Raw genomic sequence first — 14,563 nt, forward strand, 5'->3', positions numbered from 1 at the left:
TGCGGCTTGGATTCAGAGCGGCTGGAGCCTTCATGCGGCGGCGATCGCAGGGTGCGGTGCGTGGACAGGCGCGGCGCCCGCCTGGGCCTCATCCGGCGTTGCCTTGATGCGGAACCAGGCGGCGTACAGCGCGGGGATGAACAAGAGGATCAGCGCCGTGCCGACGGCGGTGCCGCCGATCAGCGTGTAGGCCATGGACCCCCAGAACACCGAGTGGGTCAGCGGGATGAAGGCGAGCACCGCCGCCAGCGCGGTCAGGATCACCGGCCGCGTCCGCTGGACCGTCGCCTCAATGACGGAATGATAATCGTCCAGCCCGGCGGCCTTGTTCTCCTTGATCTGCTCGGTCAGGATCAGCGTGTTGCGCATGAGGATGCCGGCCAGCCCGATCAACCCGAGGATGGCGTTGAAGCCGAAGGGCTGGTTGAACAGCAGCAACGTCGGCACGACGCCGGCGAGCCCCAGCGGCGCCGTCATCATCACCATGGTCATGGTCGAGAGGCTGCGAACCTGCAGGATGATGACGATGAGCATTGCGGCGATCATCAGCGGGAAGATTTTCACCAAGGCGACATTGGCCTTGAGGGATTCCTCGATGTTGCCGGCCATCTCGATGCGGTAGCCGACGGGTAGCGAGGCGATCAAAGGCTGGAGGGCCTGCATCACCTGCCGGGAGACCTCCGGCGGCTGCGTCGCTTCGTTGACATCGGCGCGGACGGTGATGACGGATGTGCGGTCGCGCCGCTTCAGGATCGGCTCCTCGAAGCGGATCTCGGAATGGCCCACCTGGTCGAGCGGAACCTGTCGGCCGGCGCGGCTCATCAGCGAGAAGTCCGCCAGCCGGGACGGGTCGAGCCGATTGTCGCCAGCGCTGCGCGCCACCACCGGCACGTTGCGAATATCCTCGCGCACCTGCGTCACGGTGAGGCCGGTCAGCAGCAATTGCATCTGCTGGGCCGCCTCGGCAGGGGACAGGCCAATGAGGTTGAGCCGGTCCTGGTCGGGAACGAAGCGCAGGACGGGCGCGCGGTTGCCCCAGTCGCGATTGGGCTGCCGGACGTCCGACACGCCGTTCATGAGCGTGAGGGCCTCCTGGGAGATGCGATAGAGTTCCGCCGGATCGGGACCCATGATGCGGAACTCGACCGGGAACGGTGTGTAGGGACCGAACACCAGCTGCGTCGCCCGCACGGAGGCTTCCGGCGCAAGCCCCCCGGCGATGGCCGTCCGGAGGTCGTGCTTGAGCTTTTCCCGCGCCTCGGCGTCCGGTGTCAGCACCACGATCTTGGCGAAGGACGGATCGGGCAGTTCCGGCGCCATGGCGAAGAAGAAACGCGGTGCGCCCTGACCGATATAGCTCGTGACGATCTTCGCCTCGGACTGCTTTTTCAGCCAGCGCTCCAGCTTTTCCACAGTCGCGGTGGTGGTCTCGATGCTGGTGCCTTCCGGCAGGCGCACTTCTACAAGAACCTCGGGACGATCCGAGGTGGGGAAGAACTGCTGCTTGACCGCTCCCATGCCCATGACGGAGAGCGCCATGGCGACACCCACGATCCCGCAGGTCATGAACTTGTGACGCACGGCGAACTTGATCACCGCGCGCAGGCGCCGGTAGTTGGGCGTGTTGTAGATCGCGTGGTGGCCGCCCTCGATCGGCTTGATCGCGGGCAGCATCTTCACCCCGAGATAAGGCGTGAAGACCACGGCGACGATCCACGACACGACGAGCGCGAAGCCGACCACCCAGAAGATGTTGCCGGCATATTCGCCGGCGGCGGACGCGGCGAAGCCGACCGGCATCAGGCCGATGATGGTCACGAGCGTGCCCGACAGCATCGGCGCCGCCGTATGGCTCCAGGCATAGGCGGCCGCCTTGGTGCGGTCCATGCCCTCTTCCATCTTCACCACCATCACCTCGATGGCGATGATCGCATCATCGACGAGCAGGCCGAGCGCGAGGATCAGCGCGCCCAGGGTGATGCGGTCAAAGAACCGGCCGGTCTCCAGCATGATGAGGAAGACGACGGCCAGAGTCAGCGGCACGGCGAGCGCCACGACGATGCCGACGCGCCAGCCCAAGGCGAGCAGGCTCACGAACAGAACGACGCCAAGGGCCATGACGAACTTCAGCATGAACTCGCCGACGGCCGCGTCGATGTTCACGGCCTGGTCGCTGACCTTGGCGAGCGTCATGCCAAGCGGAAGCGTTTCGGCAATCGCGCTGGAACGCGCCTCCAGCGCCTTGCCGAGCTCGAGGCCGTTCCAGCCCTGCTGCATGACCACGGCGAGCATGATGGCAGGCTCACCATCATGGCGGATGATGTAGGTTTCGGGGTCCTGATAGCCGCGGCGCACCTCGGCCACATCGGAGAGCTTGAGCGTCCGGCCGCCGGCCACGATCGGTGTGTCCGCGATGGCTTCGATGCTGTCATAGGCGCCATCGAAACGCAGGAACACCTGCGGGCCGCGCGTGTCGATGGAGCCGGCCGGGGTCACGGTGTTCTGGCGCTGGAGCGCGCTGGCGATATCCTGAGCCGAAACGCCGAGCGTCGCGAGCTTGGCATAGGAGAATTCGACGAAGATCTGCTCGGGACGCTCGCCCAGGATGTTGATCTTCTTGACGCCGGGGACGTGCAGAAGATCCTGCCGGATCACCTCGGCCTGCCGTGCCAGCTGGCGCATGGGCATGCCCTTCGCCTTAAGGGCGTACAGGGCGAAACTGACATCGGAGAACTCGTCATTGACGAACGGGCCGAGCACGCCGGGAGGGAGGTTGCGCGCCTCGTCCCCCAGCTTCTTGCGCGCCTGGTAGAACTCCTCCTCGACGGCCGAGGGAGGCGTGTTGTCCTTGAGCGTGACCGTCAGGAAGGCAAAGCCGGGGCGCGCGATGGTCTCGACCCGGTCATACCAGGTCAGCTCCTGAATGCGCTTTTCCAGCGGCTCGGCGACGAGGTCCTGCATCTCGCGGGCGGTGGCGCCCGGCCAGGCCACGGTGACGGTCAGGGTCTTGATGGTGAAGGACGGGTCTTCCGCCCGGCCGAGCTTGACGAAGGCGTAGACGCCCGCAGCCGCCAGAAGAACGATGAAGAAGAGGGTGACGGCCCGTTCGCGTACCGCAAGGGCCGAGAGGTTGAAGCTCATTTGGATTTCCCCTCGACCAGGGCGGACGTTCTCACGGCCGCGCCGTCCTTCAGGAGATGCGCGCCAAGCGCGACGACTTCCGCGCCCAGTTCGACGCCGGTGACGGTGGCCACTTCGCCGCCCAGGCGCTTGATCTGGACCGGCGTGAAGCGGACGGTGGACGCGTTGCGGTCGAGAACCCAGACGCCGGTGCGGGAGCCGTCGTCCAGAACCGCGCCGATGGGCACGGTCACGGCGGCCTGCCTTTCGGGATTCAGGATGGTGATCGTCACGGTCGAGCCGAGCGGCGCCATGGCCGCGGCACCGTCCAGGACGTAGCGCGCCTCATAGGTTCGCGTCTGGGCGTCGGCGGCGTCCGACATCAGCCGCAGGTGCGCCGTGCTCGGCGCGGTATCACTGCCGTAGACGCTGGCCTTTGCCTGCGATCCCAGCACTGGCCGGATCGTTTCGGGAAGCGCCACGACGGCTTCGCGCGGTCCGGCGTGCGCCAGTTGGACCACGGTCTGGCCTGCCGTCACAACCTGACCCGGCTCGCCGAGGGTGGCGACAACGGTGCCGTCCGCGCCTGCCGTCAGCGTGGAATAGGTGGCTTCGTTCTCGGCGACATCGGCTTCGGCCAGGGCCGCGTCCAGCTGTGCTTGCGCGGTGTCCAGCGCCGCCTTGGCCTGCTCGTAACGCTGAGGGGTCGCGGCAAGGCCGCCCTTGACCAGCGTGGCGTACCGCTTTTCGTCTGCGGTTGCCTGGACGACCAGGGCGCGCGCAGCGGCTGCCGCGTTGCGTTTGGCGGTCAGGGCGAGGCGCAGGTCGGTGTCGTCGATCCGCATCAGGGGTTGCCCCGCCTTAACCTGCTGGCCGACATCGACCAGCCTCTCGATGATCTTCCCCGGGACGCGGAAACCGAGATTGCTCTGCACCCGCGCCTCGATGCGACCGGTAAGAGCGCGCTCGGCGCCTCTCACCGGAGCGGCCACCGCCACACGAACAAGCGGAGAGTTCTGCCGGGGGTCGCTCACAGACCCGGCATGGGGCGCTGAAAGCGACAGCACGATCGCGGCACCCACGCCGACAACCGCCATCGCTCCGCCGGCCACTACGAGAACGGGCTTCTTTTTCATGTCCGTCGCCACGTCATATTAGATTGCATTTGACCGCTATATCCGATATAGAAATCGAACGCAATCTAATTAGAGGAGATCAGGCATGCGCGTCAGTCGCATTCAGGCAGAGGAAAACCGGCAGGCCGTGATCAAGGTGGCGAGCCGCCTCTTTCGTGAACACGGCTTTGACGGCATCGGGCTCAAGGACCTGATGGCGGGTGCCGGCATGACGCAGGGCGCCTTTTACAAGCAGTTCGAATCAAAGGAGGATCTGGTCGCGCAGGCGTCCCGTCGCGCCTTGCAGGAGGCGCTTGACCGCTGGTCCGCCGCGGCCGCCTCCCGGCCTGACGATCCGCTCGCCGCCGTCGTCGATTTCTATCTCAGCGAAGGCCACTGCAGCGAAAGGTCCGAAGGCTGTCCCGTTGTGGCGCTCGGCTCGGATGCTGCGCGGCGCGGCACAGATGTGCGAGCGCCGTTTGAGGCGGGCCTCAAAGAGTATCTCGCTTTGCTGGGCGGATGGATCGGCGGCTCCGATCGCGGCGAGTCAGAGAGCAAGGCCATGGCTGTTCTTGCAACCATGGTCGGCGCCGTGCTGCTCGCCCGCGCGGTAAACGACCCGCAACTCTCGAAGAGCTTCCTGCAGGCTGCCGCCCAACAGGTGGCGACCATTTCCCCCGCCCCACACGCTCCCTCCGGCAAACACGCATGACGGACCAGGCGGGCCGGTGCGTCCACTTTAGAGCCAGCCGCGGCCCGAAAGGGGCGCCGGGGGTGTTCATCGACAGCGCCTGTCGCTCAGGCACGTGCGGAACCTGCATGGTGAAGGTGGCGAGCGGCAGGGTGCGGATGGGAACGGACGAGGCCCTCACGGCCGAGGAACGGCAGGCAGGCTACGTTCTCGCATGCCAGGCGACGCCGGACGGACATGTGGAGGTCGTCGCATGAGGGTCCCCCAATTCGGTCCGCGGGTCAAAGACGCCTGGGTCAACAAGCGGATCAAACTGAAGAAGAAGCGGAGCAAGAAAGTGGAAATGGTCGCGCGCCGTGACGTTCTGAAAGCAACGGCGACAATGGCCGCGGTCATCCCTGTCATCAGCGCGTCAACGTCAACGGGCGCGCAGCAGCTTGAGGCACCGGAACATGTCTCCCCGCAAGCGGCTCCGGCCACGACCCTCGGGGGGATCGCGCCCGGCCCCGATGTGCGGCTGACCATCGAACGCCGGGGGCCGGTCGTGCTGTTCGGCCTCAACCGTCCGCACCTTCAGAACCGGATCGATCCCGAGACGTTCCGGGCTCTGGCCAGGGCGATTTATGAGTATGACCACGACCCGTCACTGCGCGCCGCGGTGCTGTTTGGCCACGGCGATTGCTTCTCGCGCGGGATCGACGTCGAGGCCTATCGCGCGGTCGCGAATTCCGGTGGGCCTCTGGCGGGGCTGACCGACGTCATCAATCCCCTGAATTATGGGGTTCGGCGCACAAAGCCGCTCATCGCCGCCGTCCATGGCGACACCTGGAACCTGGCGCACGAGCTGTTCCTGGCAGCTGATATCCGGGTTGCGGCGGCGGACACGAATTTCGGTCAGGATGAGAATTCCCATGGGCGCTTCCCCGGCGGCGGCTCGACGGTTCGCTTTGTCCGCGAGGCCGGCTGGGGCAATGCCATGCGCTACATGCTGACGGGCGAGCATTGGAGCCCGGCCGATGCACGCCGCATGGGGCTCGTTCAGGATATTGGTGCCACGCCCCAGGACGCGATCCATTTGGCAGCGGCCATTGCGAACAAGGTCGCCGCCTGCGCGCCTCTCGGCATCCGGACGACCCTGATCTCTGCGCATCTGGCCATCGATGCCGCCGAGGCCACGGCATTCTCCAAGCTCAGCGCCCAGTATGGCGCGCTCTACCGCTCCCATGACTTCGTCGAGGGTCTTGCCGCCCTGGCCGAAGGACGGCCGCCCACGTTTCACGGCGATTGAGGTGGCCTCATGTTATCCAATGATCCTGGATCACGGAGGTTTCCGTGAATCGTTCGGTCCGAACACGACCCGATCGAAACGAAGTGCGCGCGCGCATCCTGGAGGTGGCTGAGGACCAGTTTCGCCGCACGGGCTATCAGAAGACGTCGGTGGCCGACATCGCCCGCGAGCTTGGGATGAGCCCGGCAAATGTCTACCGGTTCTTTCCGTCCAGAGAGGCGATCAACACGTCCATCTACGAGCGGCGGCTGAACGAGATCGCTGCCATTGCACTTGCAATTGCGCGGACAAACGAACGCGCAGGAAAGAAAATCGAGCAATTTTTGAACTCCGTATACCGGAGCAACAAGAGAATGCTCGTCCATGAAAAATACATGCATGATCTTATTGCAGACGCCACAAGAGAGAATTGCGCGGTGATTCATGCGCATTCCGAACGGATGGTCGCGATCTTGGAAGCAATCATACGCCAGGGCATCGAAACGGGCGAGCTCGATGTCCAAGATGCCGCGGAAGCCGCACGCGCGGTCACGTTCGCTTGCACGCCGCTCTTCCATCCGGTTCTGGTCGAGCAACATGTCCGGCACAGCGAAGATGCCGATACGTGCTTGCGCAACCTGATTCCCTTCATCCTGAAAGCTCTTGGTCAGATGGGTCGGTGACCGCCTCCGCGCGGCGACCGCCGCATGGCCCATTGCGAGCCATGCGGGTAATGCCCCAATGTTCGGTTGAAGGCCGTCTCAAGGGTCGAGAGGAGAACGGTCTCCACAGCCTCGAACCTGCTTAGAGGACGGGGCGCTTGAGCGGGGAGGGGCGATGACCGAGCAGGGCGTGCTGCGCATATCCATCGGTGTCACCCTGCTGCTGGCGCTGCTGGGCATCGTGTTCGGGCTGATGTCGGGCTCCTACGCCATCGTGTTCGATGGCGTCTATGCACTGACCGACGCCAGCATGACGGTGCTGGCCCTCGTGGTGGCGCGGCTGATCGCGACCTCCACCGCGCCGGGGGCGCCGGCGAAGGGGTTCATCGCGCATTTCACCATGGGGTTCTGGCATCTGGAGCCCATGGTGCTCGGGCTCAACGGCATCCTGCTCATGAGCGCGTCGGTCTATGCGCTCATCAATGCCGTGGGCAGCCTCATGTCCGGCGGCCGGGCGCTCGATTTCGACCAGGCGATCCTCTACGCCGTCATCACCGTGGCGGTGGCGCTGGCAATGGCGCTGTTCGTGCGGCGGGCGAACCGGGCGATCAAATCCGACTTCCTCGCCCTCGATGCCAAGGCGTGGCTGATGTCGGCGGGGCTCACGGCGGCGCTGCTCGTTGCGTTCATCGTCGGCCTTGCGGTGCAGGGCACGCCGCGGGCGTGGATCTCGCCCTATATCGATCCGGTGGCGCTGGCCCTCGTCTGCCTCGTCATCATCCCCCTGCCGTTCGCCACCGTGAAGCAGGCGCTGGCGGACATCCTGCTCGTGACCCCGCCGGCGTTGAAGGAGCATGTGGATCAGGTGGCCGCCGGCATCGTGGCGCGCTACGGCTTCCTCGCCTTCCGCTCCTATGTCGCGCGGGTGGGACGCGGGCGGCAGATCGAGCTTTATTTCATCGTGCCCCATGGCTGGCCGCCCATGCGGCTGGAAGACTGGGACGTGATCCGCGACGAGATCGGCGCCGCCATCGGCAACGACACGCCGGACCGCTGGCTGACCATCGCCTTCACCACCGACCCGGAATGGGCGGATTGAGGTCGGCAGTCCGGGAAAATTGGTCAGGCCAATATTCCGCTTGCGGCCTGACCAATCTCAAGCCATAGAGATTTCGCGCGCCAGCTGCCGATATTGGACTGACCAATATCCCGGTGCCGCCGCAGCCGCGAGGGGCGCTCTTGGCCGACCTAACCGACACCATCGAAGCCCTCATCGCCGAACGCGGCCTTCAGCCCGGCGCGCGCCTGCCGGCCGAGCGGGCACTGGCGGCGGAGCTGAACGTGTCGCGGCCGACCCTGCGCGAGGCCATCCGGCATCTTGCGAGCCGGGGCCGGCTGGTGAGCCGCCGGGGCGGGGGCACCTATGTGGCCGTGCCCGCGGACGCCCCGCTCGCCGAAACCCCGCTCTCCGTGGCGCTCGGGCCGCTGGCCGAGGTGGCGGCGGGAGAGCCGGGCTACTGGCACGACGTGATGGAAATCCGCAAATCGCTGGATGCGGACATGGCGTATCACGCGGCCCTGCGCGCCGGCCCGCAGGACAAGACGAACCTTCAGGCGGCGCTGGAGCATGTCCTCTCCGCCGCCGCCACCGATGCGCAGACGCAGGCCAAAGCGGATTCCGCCTTCCACATGGCGGTGGCCGAAGCCTCCCAAAACGTCGTGATGCGGCAGGTGATGGCGGGTCTCTTCGACCTGCTGCGCGCCTCCATCTCCCGGAGCCTCGAAAAGCTCTACCTCATCCCCAGCACCGCGCAGGCGCTGGATGACCAGCACCGCGCCATCGCCGCCGCCATCATCGAGGGCCGGCCCGAGGAGGCGCGCAAGGCCGCGCTGCTGCATCTCGAATTTGTCGAGGAAACCCTGCGCGGGATCGAGGACGACGCGGCCCGCCGCCTTCGCTCCTCCCGCGTCGCCCAACGCCAGCAAGAAAACCAGCAACAGAAAGAACTGACGCCGTGATCATCTCCTCCGCCTCGGACTATCGCGAAGCCGCCCGCCGGCGCCTGCCGCCCTTCCTGTTCCACTACATCGACGGCGGCGCCTATGCGGAGACGACGCTCGGGCGCAACGTCTCCGACCTCACGCTGCTCGCCCTGCGCCAGCGGGTGTTGAAGGGCGTGGGCGAGGTGGACCTGTCCACGACGCTGCTCGGCGAGAATCTCGCAATGCCGATGGCCCTCGCGCCGGTCGGCCTGTGCGGCATGTTCGCCCGGCGCGGCGAGGTGCAGGCGGCGAAGGCGGCGCTCGACAAGGGCATCCAGTTCACCCTCTCCACCGTCTCCGTCTGCCCCATCGAGGAGGTGCGCGCCAAGGTGGAGAAGCCCTTCTGGTTCCAGCTCTATGTGCTGAAGGACCGGGGCTTCATGAAGAACGCGCTGGAGCGCGCCTGGGCGGCGGGCATCCGCACGCTGGTGTTCACCGTGGACATGCCGGTGCCCGGCGCGCGCTACCGCGACGCGCATTCGGGCATGTCCGGCCCCAACGCCGCCGTGCGCCGCATGGTGCAGGCCGCCCTTCACCCCTTGTGGGCGTACGACGTCGGCCTGATGGGCACGCCGCACGATCTCGGCAACGTCTCCGCCTATCGCGGCCACAAGACCACGCTGGAAGACTATGTGGGCTGGCTCGGCGCCAATTTCGATCCCTCCATCGCCTGGCGCGATCTCGAATGGATCCGCGAGTTCTGGCAGGGGCCCATGGTCATCAAGGGCATCCTCGATCCCGAAGACGCGGAGGACGCGGTGCGCTTCGGCGCCGATGGCATCGTGGTCTCGAACCATGGCGGCCGGCAGCTCGACGGCGTGCTCTCCTCGGCCCGCGCGCTGCCGCCCATCGCCGACAAGGTGAAGGGCCGCCTCGCCATCCTCGCCGATTCCGGCATCCGCTCGGGTCTCGATGTGGTGCGCATGGTGGCGCAGGGGGCGGATGGCGTGCTGCTGGGCCGCGCCTTCATCTATGCGCTGGCGACCCACGGCCAGAAGGGCGTGGAGAATCTGCTCGACCTGTTCGCCAAGGAGATGCGGGTCGCCATGACGCTCACCGGTGCCCGCAACCTCTCGGAAATCTCCCGCGAGAGCCTCGTGCGCGACGTGGAGCAGCCGCTCAAGCATCTCTCCGCCGCGGCGGAGTGAGGGCGCGGGAGGAAAGTTCGGCCCCTTCGGACCGCTATACCGCAAGTCCCCGCGCCGCCATCTGCGGCGCGTAGCCGGCCCGCAGCACCTGCACCGTGGGCCGGGGCGTGAGCACGGTGGCGTCTGTCCCTGGCATCGGGATGGGCGGGCCGTACCCGGCGTGGCTCCAGCGGTGGAGCGCGCCGTGATCGACGAAGAAGGCGTCTTCCGGCCGCTCGTCGAGCGCGACGAAGGTGCCGGCCGGGAGATCGCGCAGGGCGGCGCGGAAGGTCACCTTCCGGCCGCGCGCAATGCGGGCCGCGTGCAGCGCCGTGTCCATGGCGCCGGCGGTCAGGGGCGCGCTCTCGGGCATGGCGAAGGCGCGCCGCCAGGCCTGCTTGAAGGCCTGATAGTCCGCGTGCCGGCATTCCCCGCAGGGCCGGTGGCCGGCGGCAAGGGCGACGGCCTCGTCCATGAAGAAGAGCGGCGTATAGCGGCGCGGATCATCGAGATCGAGACGCCGGCCCCGGAAGGACGTGACGCAGCAGACCCAGCCGCGCGCGTGCCAGAGCTTCTGCGTGCCGTCCGGCCGGCGCAGGTTGCCCCGGTTGCCCATGAGGAGGCCGCGTTCGGGCACCGCCTCGATGGTGCCGAAGGGTGTCACCCGGTTCTGCCGGTGCGTGCCGCCTGCCATGTCCCATGCCTCCGGGGATGCCCGGCGTCGGGAATAGGGGGAAGGGCGCGCCGCGCCAACCCGCTTCAGCCGGCGGGCTTGTCCTTCGGGCCGTAGGCGGCAAGGAACACCCGCACCGCGCGGCCGACCGTCCGTTCGATGTCCTCGGGCGTCGGCCCTCCGGACACGCCGAACATCAGCCCCTTCACCTGATTGCCCTGGCACAGGTTGAAGAACTCGAAGGCGGCGGCCTGGCAGTCGTCCACGTCGAGCCGGCCCAGTTCCACCTGCTTCTGCAGCAGTTCGGCGAGGCGGCGGCCGCCATAGCAGGGGCCGCTCTCGAAGAAGGTCTGGCCGATGGCCGGAAACTTCTCCGCCACGCCGAACACCATGCGCACGAGGCGGATGTGGTTCGGCCGGATCATCATGCTCATGAACGTGACGCCGATGCGTTTCAAAACGCTCCCGACGTCCGCATCGGCCTCGTCGAACTCGAACAGGCGCTCGGCGGACTGCCGGCGGTCGGCCTCCACCAGCGCGCGGAACAGGTCCGCCTTGCTCTGGAAATAGACGTAGATGGTGGCCTTGGAGACCGCAGCGGCGCGGGCGATCTCGTCCATGCTGGCGCCGTCGAAACCCTTGTGGAAGAAGACGCGTCGGGCGCCGTCGATGATGTCGAGACGCTTCTTCGCCTCCAGATCCTGCTCGGCGGGGGAGGGGGTGTCCGTCGCCTTCGCGCGTTCGAGTGCCTCGTTCATGTCCGCCCTCCTTCGGCGGTCTCCTGCATGGAACCCTTCCAGCATTTTGTCAAAGTAATTGACTAAACCGTTCAGTTCAATATAGTGGCTGCAGATTTTGACTAAACCGTTCAGTCAGGCCCCAGCTGGCCGGGAGAGACCAAGGTGGCTCAGATCAACAGGAAAGAGGCGGCAGCGCCCGCCATCACCCCCGAACCGCAGACGGATGCGCAGGCCGAAACCCCCTCGGCCGGCGTGACCGTGCTCAAGGCGCGGCGGGAGGAGACCCCTCCCGCCGCTGCGGTGGCGGAAGCCGAGGCCCCGGCCCCGGCCCCGGCCAAGGCCCGCTCGCGCAAGCCCCTCATCTTCGGGTCGGTGCTCGCCGTTCTGCTCGCGGCCGGCGGCTGGTACGGCACCCATTGGTGGCAGGTCGGCCGCTTCCAGGTCTCGACGGACGATGCCTATGTGGCGGCCGATACCTCGGTGATCGCGGCCAAGGTCGGCGGCTACGTGAAGAGCGTGGACGTGGACACGAACCAGTGGGTCAAGGCCGGCGACGTGATCGCCCGCATCGATGACGGCGACTATCGCCTCGCCCTCCAGTCTGCCGAGAACAAGATCGCCACCCAGCAGGCAACGCTGGCCCGCTTCGACCAGCAGGAGACGGCGGCCCGCGCCACCGTGGACCAGATGAAGGCGCAGCTCACCTCGGCGGAGGCCGACCAGAAGCGGGCGCAGGCGGAATTCGACCGGCAGGACAAGCTCGCCCGTTCCGATTTCGCCAGCCGCTCCACCCTGGACAATGCCCGCGCCGACAAGGACAAGACCGCCGCGAGCGTCGAGGCCGCCAAGGCCGCGATCGCGTCTGCCGAGGCGCAGGTGGTGGTGCTCGGTGCCCAGCGCACCGAGGCGGCGCACGTGCTCGACGAGCTGAAGACCGCCCGCGACCAGGCCAAGCGCGACCTCGATTTCACCGTGGTGCGCGCGCCCATCGACGGCGTGGTCGGCAACCGCGCGGTGCAGGTGGGTCAACTGGTGCAGACCGGTACACGCCTCGTCGCCGTGGTGCCGCTGGAGGGCGTCTATGTGGACGCCAACTTCAAGGAGACCCAGCTCGGTCGCCTGAAGCCCGGCCAGAGCGTGGATGTCTACGTCGATGCCTATCCGGACCATGAGTTCGCCGGCAAGGTGGTGAGCGTGTCGCCGGCCTCGGGCTCGGTGTTCAGCCTGCTGCCGCCGGAGAATGCGACCGGCAACTTCACCAAGATCGTGCAGCGCATCCCGGTGCGCATCGCCATCGATCCCAAGGTGCTCGCCAAGCGCGAGCTGCGCCCCGGCATGTCGGTGACGGCGACGGTGGACACCAAGTCCGCTCCCGCCACCTCCACCGCCGCCGCGCCCACCCCCTCGCCCGCGTCCTGACGCGCGCATCCCGAGCCTCGACAGGAGGCGGCCATGGCCGACACCCTGACCCTGAAGCCATCCGCGGCGGGAGCGCCTCCTGCCGCCCCCGCCGCGCACGTGGACGGGCGGCGCATGTTCGCCTTCCTGTGCATGGTGTTCGGCATGTTCATGGCGATCCTGGACATCCAGATCGTCTCCGCCTCCCTCGCCGAGATCCAGGCCGGCCTTGCCGCGTCGTCGGATGAAATCTCCTGGGTGCAAACCAGCTACCTCATCGCCGAGGTGGTGATGATCCCGCTCTCGGGCTTCCTGTCGCGGGCGCTGTCGACGCGCTGGCTGTTCGCGGCCTCGGCGGCGGGCTTCACGCTCATGAGCTTCATGTGCGCGACGGCCTCCTCCATCAACGAGATGATCGTCTACCGCGCGCTGCAGGGCTTCCTCGGCGGCGGTATGATCCCCACCGTTTTCGCGGCCGCCTATTCGGTGTTCCCGCGCGAGAAGCAGCCCATCGTGGCGCCCATGATCGGCCTCGTGGCGACGCTGGCGCCCACCATCGGCCCGACCGTGGGCGGCTATCTCACCGACCTGTTCTCCTGGCACTGGCTGTTCCTCATCAACGTCATCCCCGGCATGTTCGTGGTGCTGGCGGCGGTGACGCTGATCGATTTCGACGAGCCGGACTTCGCGCTGCTCGACAAGTTCGACTGGTGGGGCCTCCTCTTCATGGCGGGCTTCCTCGGCAGCCTTGAATTCGTGCTGGAGGAGGGGCCGACCAACGACTGGTTCGAGGACCAGTACATCGTCGCCTTCGCCATCGTGTGCGGGGTGTCGTCCCTCGCCTTCTTCGCGCGGGTGTTCTCCACGGACCATCCGGTGGTGGACCTGCGCGCCTTCGAGAACCGCAATTTCTCCATCGGCTCGGCCTTCAGCTTCATCATGGGCATCGGGCTCTACGGGCTCACCTATCTCTATCCCGTCTTCCTCGGCCGGGTGCGCGGCTACTCGGCGCTGCAGATCGGCGAGACCATGTTCGTCACCGGCATCGCCATGTTCCTCACCGCGCCCATCGCCGGGCGGCTGATGACCAAGATCGATCCGCGCATCATGATGGGCGCCGGTTTCGCCGCCTTCGCGGTGGGCACCTGGTGGGTGACCTACATCACCAAGGACTGGGATTTCTGGGAGCTGTTCGTCCCGCAGATCCTGCGCGGCGTCGGGCTGATGATCGCGATGATCCCCATCAACAACATCTCGCTCGGCACCATGCCGCCGGCGCAGCTGAAGAACGCCTCCGGCCTGTTCAATCTCATGCGCAACCTCGGCGGCGCGGTGGGGCTCGCGCTCATCAACACGGTGCTGAACAACCGGTGGGACCTGCACCTCGCCCGCCTGCACGAGCATGTGGAATGGGCGAGCGCGGCGGCCGTGGAGCGGCTCGACACCATCACCGCCGGCTTTGCCAAGCTCGGCTCGGATGCCTCCGCCGCGGCGCTGAAGCAGATGGCGGCGATCGTGCGCCAGCAGGCGCTGGTGATGGCCTTCTCGGACGTGTTCTATCTGCTCACCTTCCTGTTCGTCGCTTTGGTGCTCGCCGCGCCTTTGATGAAGCGGCCCAAACCCGGCGCCGGAGGCGGCGGGGGGCACTGAGAGGTTCCGGCGCCGGAGGCGGCGGGGGGCACTGAGAGGTTCCCGGCGAGGCCATAAAGGCGCCGCCCGCAGGCTCC

The 14,563-nt window shown here is 67.0% G+C and carries 13 protein-coding genes; 9 read left to right on the forward strand and 4 right to left on the reverse strand.

What is annotated here, in order from left to right:
• Positions 1-30: 30 nt before the first annotated feature.
• Together ACT535_RS10045 and ACT535_RS10050 are read right to left on the reverse strand one after the other, a co-directional pair.
• Positions 31-3,141, reverse strand: coding sequence for an efflux RND transporter permease subunit (locus ACT535_RS10045; RefSeq protein ID WP_476364244.1), 3,111 nt, complete (start codon positions 3,139-3,141; stop codon positions 31-33).
• Positions 3,138-4,256 carry an efflux RND transporter periplasmic adaptor subunit gene (locus ACT535_RS10050; RefSeq protein ID WP_476364245.1) on the reverse strand — a complete coding sequence of 373 codons (1,119 nt, stop codon included), beginning with the start codon at positions 4,254-4,256 and terminating at the stop codon, positions 3,138-3,140. Before ACT535_RS10050 ends, ACT535_RS10045 begins: the two co-directional genes overlap by 4 nt.
• Positions 4,257-4,341: 85 nt before the next feature.
• Here ACT535_RS10050 and ACT535_RS10055 point away from each other — a divergent pair, with 85 nt between their 5' ends.
• The 7 genes from ACT535_RS10055 (at position 4,342) to lldD (ending at position 10,046) form a co-directional block, all read left to right on the forward strand.
• On the forward strand, positions 4,342-4,947 hold the full coding sequence (locus tag ACT535_RS10055) for a TetR/AcrR family transcriptional regulator (protein WP_168458432.1): 606 nt from the start codon (positions 4,342-4,344) through the stop codon (positions 4,945-4,947).
• Positions 4,944-5,183 (forward strand): 2Fe-2S iron-sulfur cluster-binding protein, encoded by a 240-nt coding sequence (locus tag ACT535_RS10060; protein WP_476364246.1) that lies wholly within the window; start codon positions 4,944-4,946, stop codon positions 5,181-5,183. Before ACT535_RS10055 ends, ACT535_RS10060 begins: the two co-directional genes overlap by 4 nt.
• The gene (locus ACT535_RS10065) at positions 5,180-6,214 is read left to right on the forward strand and encodes an enoyl-CoA hydratase-related protein (RefSeq protein ID WP_476364247.1); all 1,035 of its coding nucleotides are present in this window, start codon (positions 5,180-5,182) and stop codon (positions 6,212-6,214) included. The genes ACT535_RS10060 and ACT535_RS10065 overlap by 4 nt, the downstream gene beginning before the upstream one ends.
• A gap of 44 nt (positions 6,215-6,258) precedes the next feature.
• Complete coding sequence (locus tag ACT535_RS10070; protein WP_476364248.1) at positions 6,259-6,876, forward strand: TetR/AcrR family transcriptional regulator; 618 nt, start codon at positions 6,259-6,261, stop codon at positions 6,874-6,876.
• Between the two features lie 154 nt (positions 6,877-7,030).
• On the forward strand, positions 7,031-7,954 hold the full coding sequence (locus tag ACT535_RS10075; RefSeq protein WP_476364249.1) for a cation diffusion facilitator family transporter: 924 nt from the start codon (positions 7,031-7,033) through the stop codon (positions 7,952-7,954).
• 140 nt (positions 7,955-8,094) lie between these two features.
• Positions 8,095-8,874: an FCD domain-containing protein gene (locus ACT535_RS10080; protein WP_476364250.1), complete on the forward strand. Its 780-nt coding sequence runs from the start codon at positions 8,095-8,097 to the stop codon at positions 8,872-8,874.
• Positions 8,871-10,046 carry an FMN-dependent L-lactate dehydrogenase LldD gene (gene lldD, locus ACT535_RS10085; protein ID WP_476364251.1) on the forward strand — a complete coding sequence of 392 codons (1,176 nt, stop codon included), beginning with the start codon at positions 8,871-8,873 and terminating at the stop codon, positions 10,044-10,046. The genes ACT535_RS10080 and lldD overlap by 4 nt, the downstream gene beginning before the upstream one ends.
• A 34-nt stretch (positions 10,047-10,080) precedes the next feature.
• Here the strand turns inward: lldD and ACT535_RS10090 are convergent, their stop codons facing one another.
• Together ACT535_RS10090 and ACT535_RS10095 are read right to left on the reverse strand one after the other, a co-directional pair.
• Positions 10,081-10,719, reverse strand: a complete 639-nt coding sequence (locus ACT535_RS10090) for a hypothetical protein (RefSeq protein ID WP_476364252.1) — start codon at positions 10,717-10,719, stop codon at positions 10,081-10,083.
• Positions 10,720-10,784: 65 nt separating this feature from the next.
• Positions 10,785-11,456, reverse strand: a complete 672-nt coding sequence (locus ACT535_RS10095; protein ID WP_476364253.1) for a TetR/AcrR family transcriptional regulator — start codon at positions 11,454-11,456, stop codon at positions 10,785-10,787.
• Positions 11,457-11,600: 144 nt separating this feature from the next.
• On the opposite strand from ACT535_RS10095, the gene ACT535_RS10100 reads away from it, so the two are divergent.
• Entirely contained in the window at positions 11,601-12,857 is a 1,257-nt protein-coding gene (locus ACT535_RS10100; RefSeq protein ID WP_476364254.1) for an HlyD family secretion protein, read from the forward strand.
• A gap of 33 nt (positions 12,858-12,890) precedes the next feature.
• Positions 12,891-14,486: a DHA2 family efflux MFS transporter permease subunit gene (locus ACT535_RS10105; RefSeq protein ID WP_476364255.1), complete on the forward strand. Its 1,596-nt coding sequence runs from the start codon at positions 12,891-12,893 to the stop codon at positions 14,484-14,486.
• Positions 14,487-14,563: the final 77 nt, after the last annotated feature.

This window comes from Xanthobacter sp. DMC12 (assembly GCF_056314105.1).

Excerpts from the sequence above, each read along its gene's own strand:
- ACT535_RS10055 (WP_168458432.1), top strand. The coding sequence starts at position 4,342 with ATGCGCGTCAGTCGCATTCAGGCAGAGGAAAACCGGCAGGCCGTGATC.
- ACT535_RS10045 (WP_476364244.1), bottom strand. The coding sequence starts at position 3,141 with ATGAGCTTCAACCTCTCGGCCCTTGCGGTACGCGAACGGGCCGTCACC.
- ACT535_RS10060 (WP_476364246.1), top strand. The coding sequence starts at position 4,944 with ATGACGGACCAGGCGGGCCGGTGCGTCCACTTTAGAGCCAGCCGCGGC.
- ACT535_RS10095 (WP_476364253.1), bottom strand. The coding sequence starts at position 11,456 with ATGAACGAGGCACTCGAACGCGCGAAGGCGACGGACACCCCCTCCCCC.
- ACT535_RS10090 (WP_476364252.1), bottom strand. The coding sequence starts at position 10,719 with ATGGCAGGCGGCACGCACCGGCAGAACCGGGTGACACCCTTCGGCACC.
- ACT535_RS10050 (WP_476364245.1), bottom strand. The coding sequence starts at position 4,256 with ATGAAAAAGAAGCCCGTTCTCGTAGTGGCCGGCGGAGCGATGGCGGTT.
- ACT535_RS10065 (WP_476364247.1), top strand. The coding sequence starts at position 5,180 with ATGAGGGTCCCCCAATTCGGTCCGCGGGTCAAAGACGCCTGGGTCAAC.
- ACT535_RS10075 (WP_476364249.1), top strand. The coding sequence starts at position 7,031 with ATGACCGAGCAGGGCGTGCTGCGCATATCCATCGGTGTCACCCTGCTG.
- ACT535_RS10105 (WP_476364255.1), top strand. The coding sequence starts at position 12,891 with ATGGCCGACACCCTGACCCTGAAGCCATCCGCGGCGGGAGCGCCTCCT.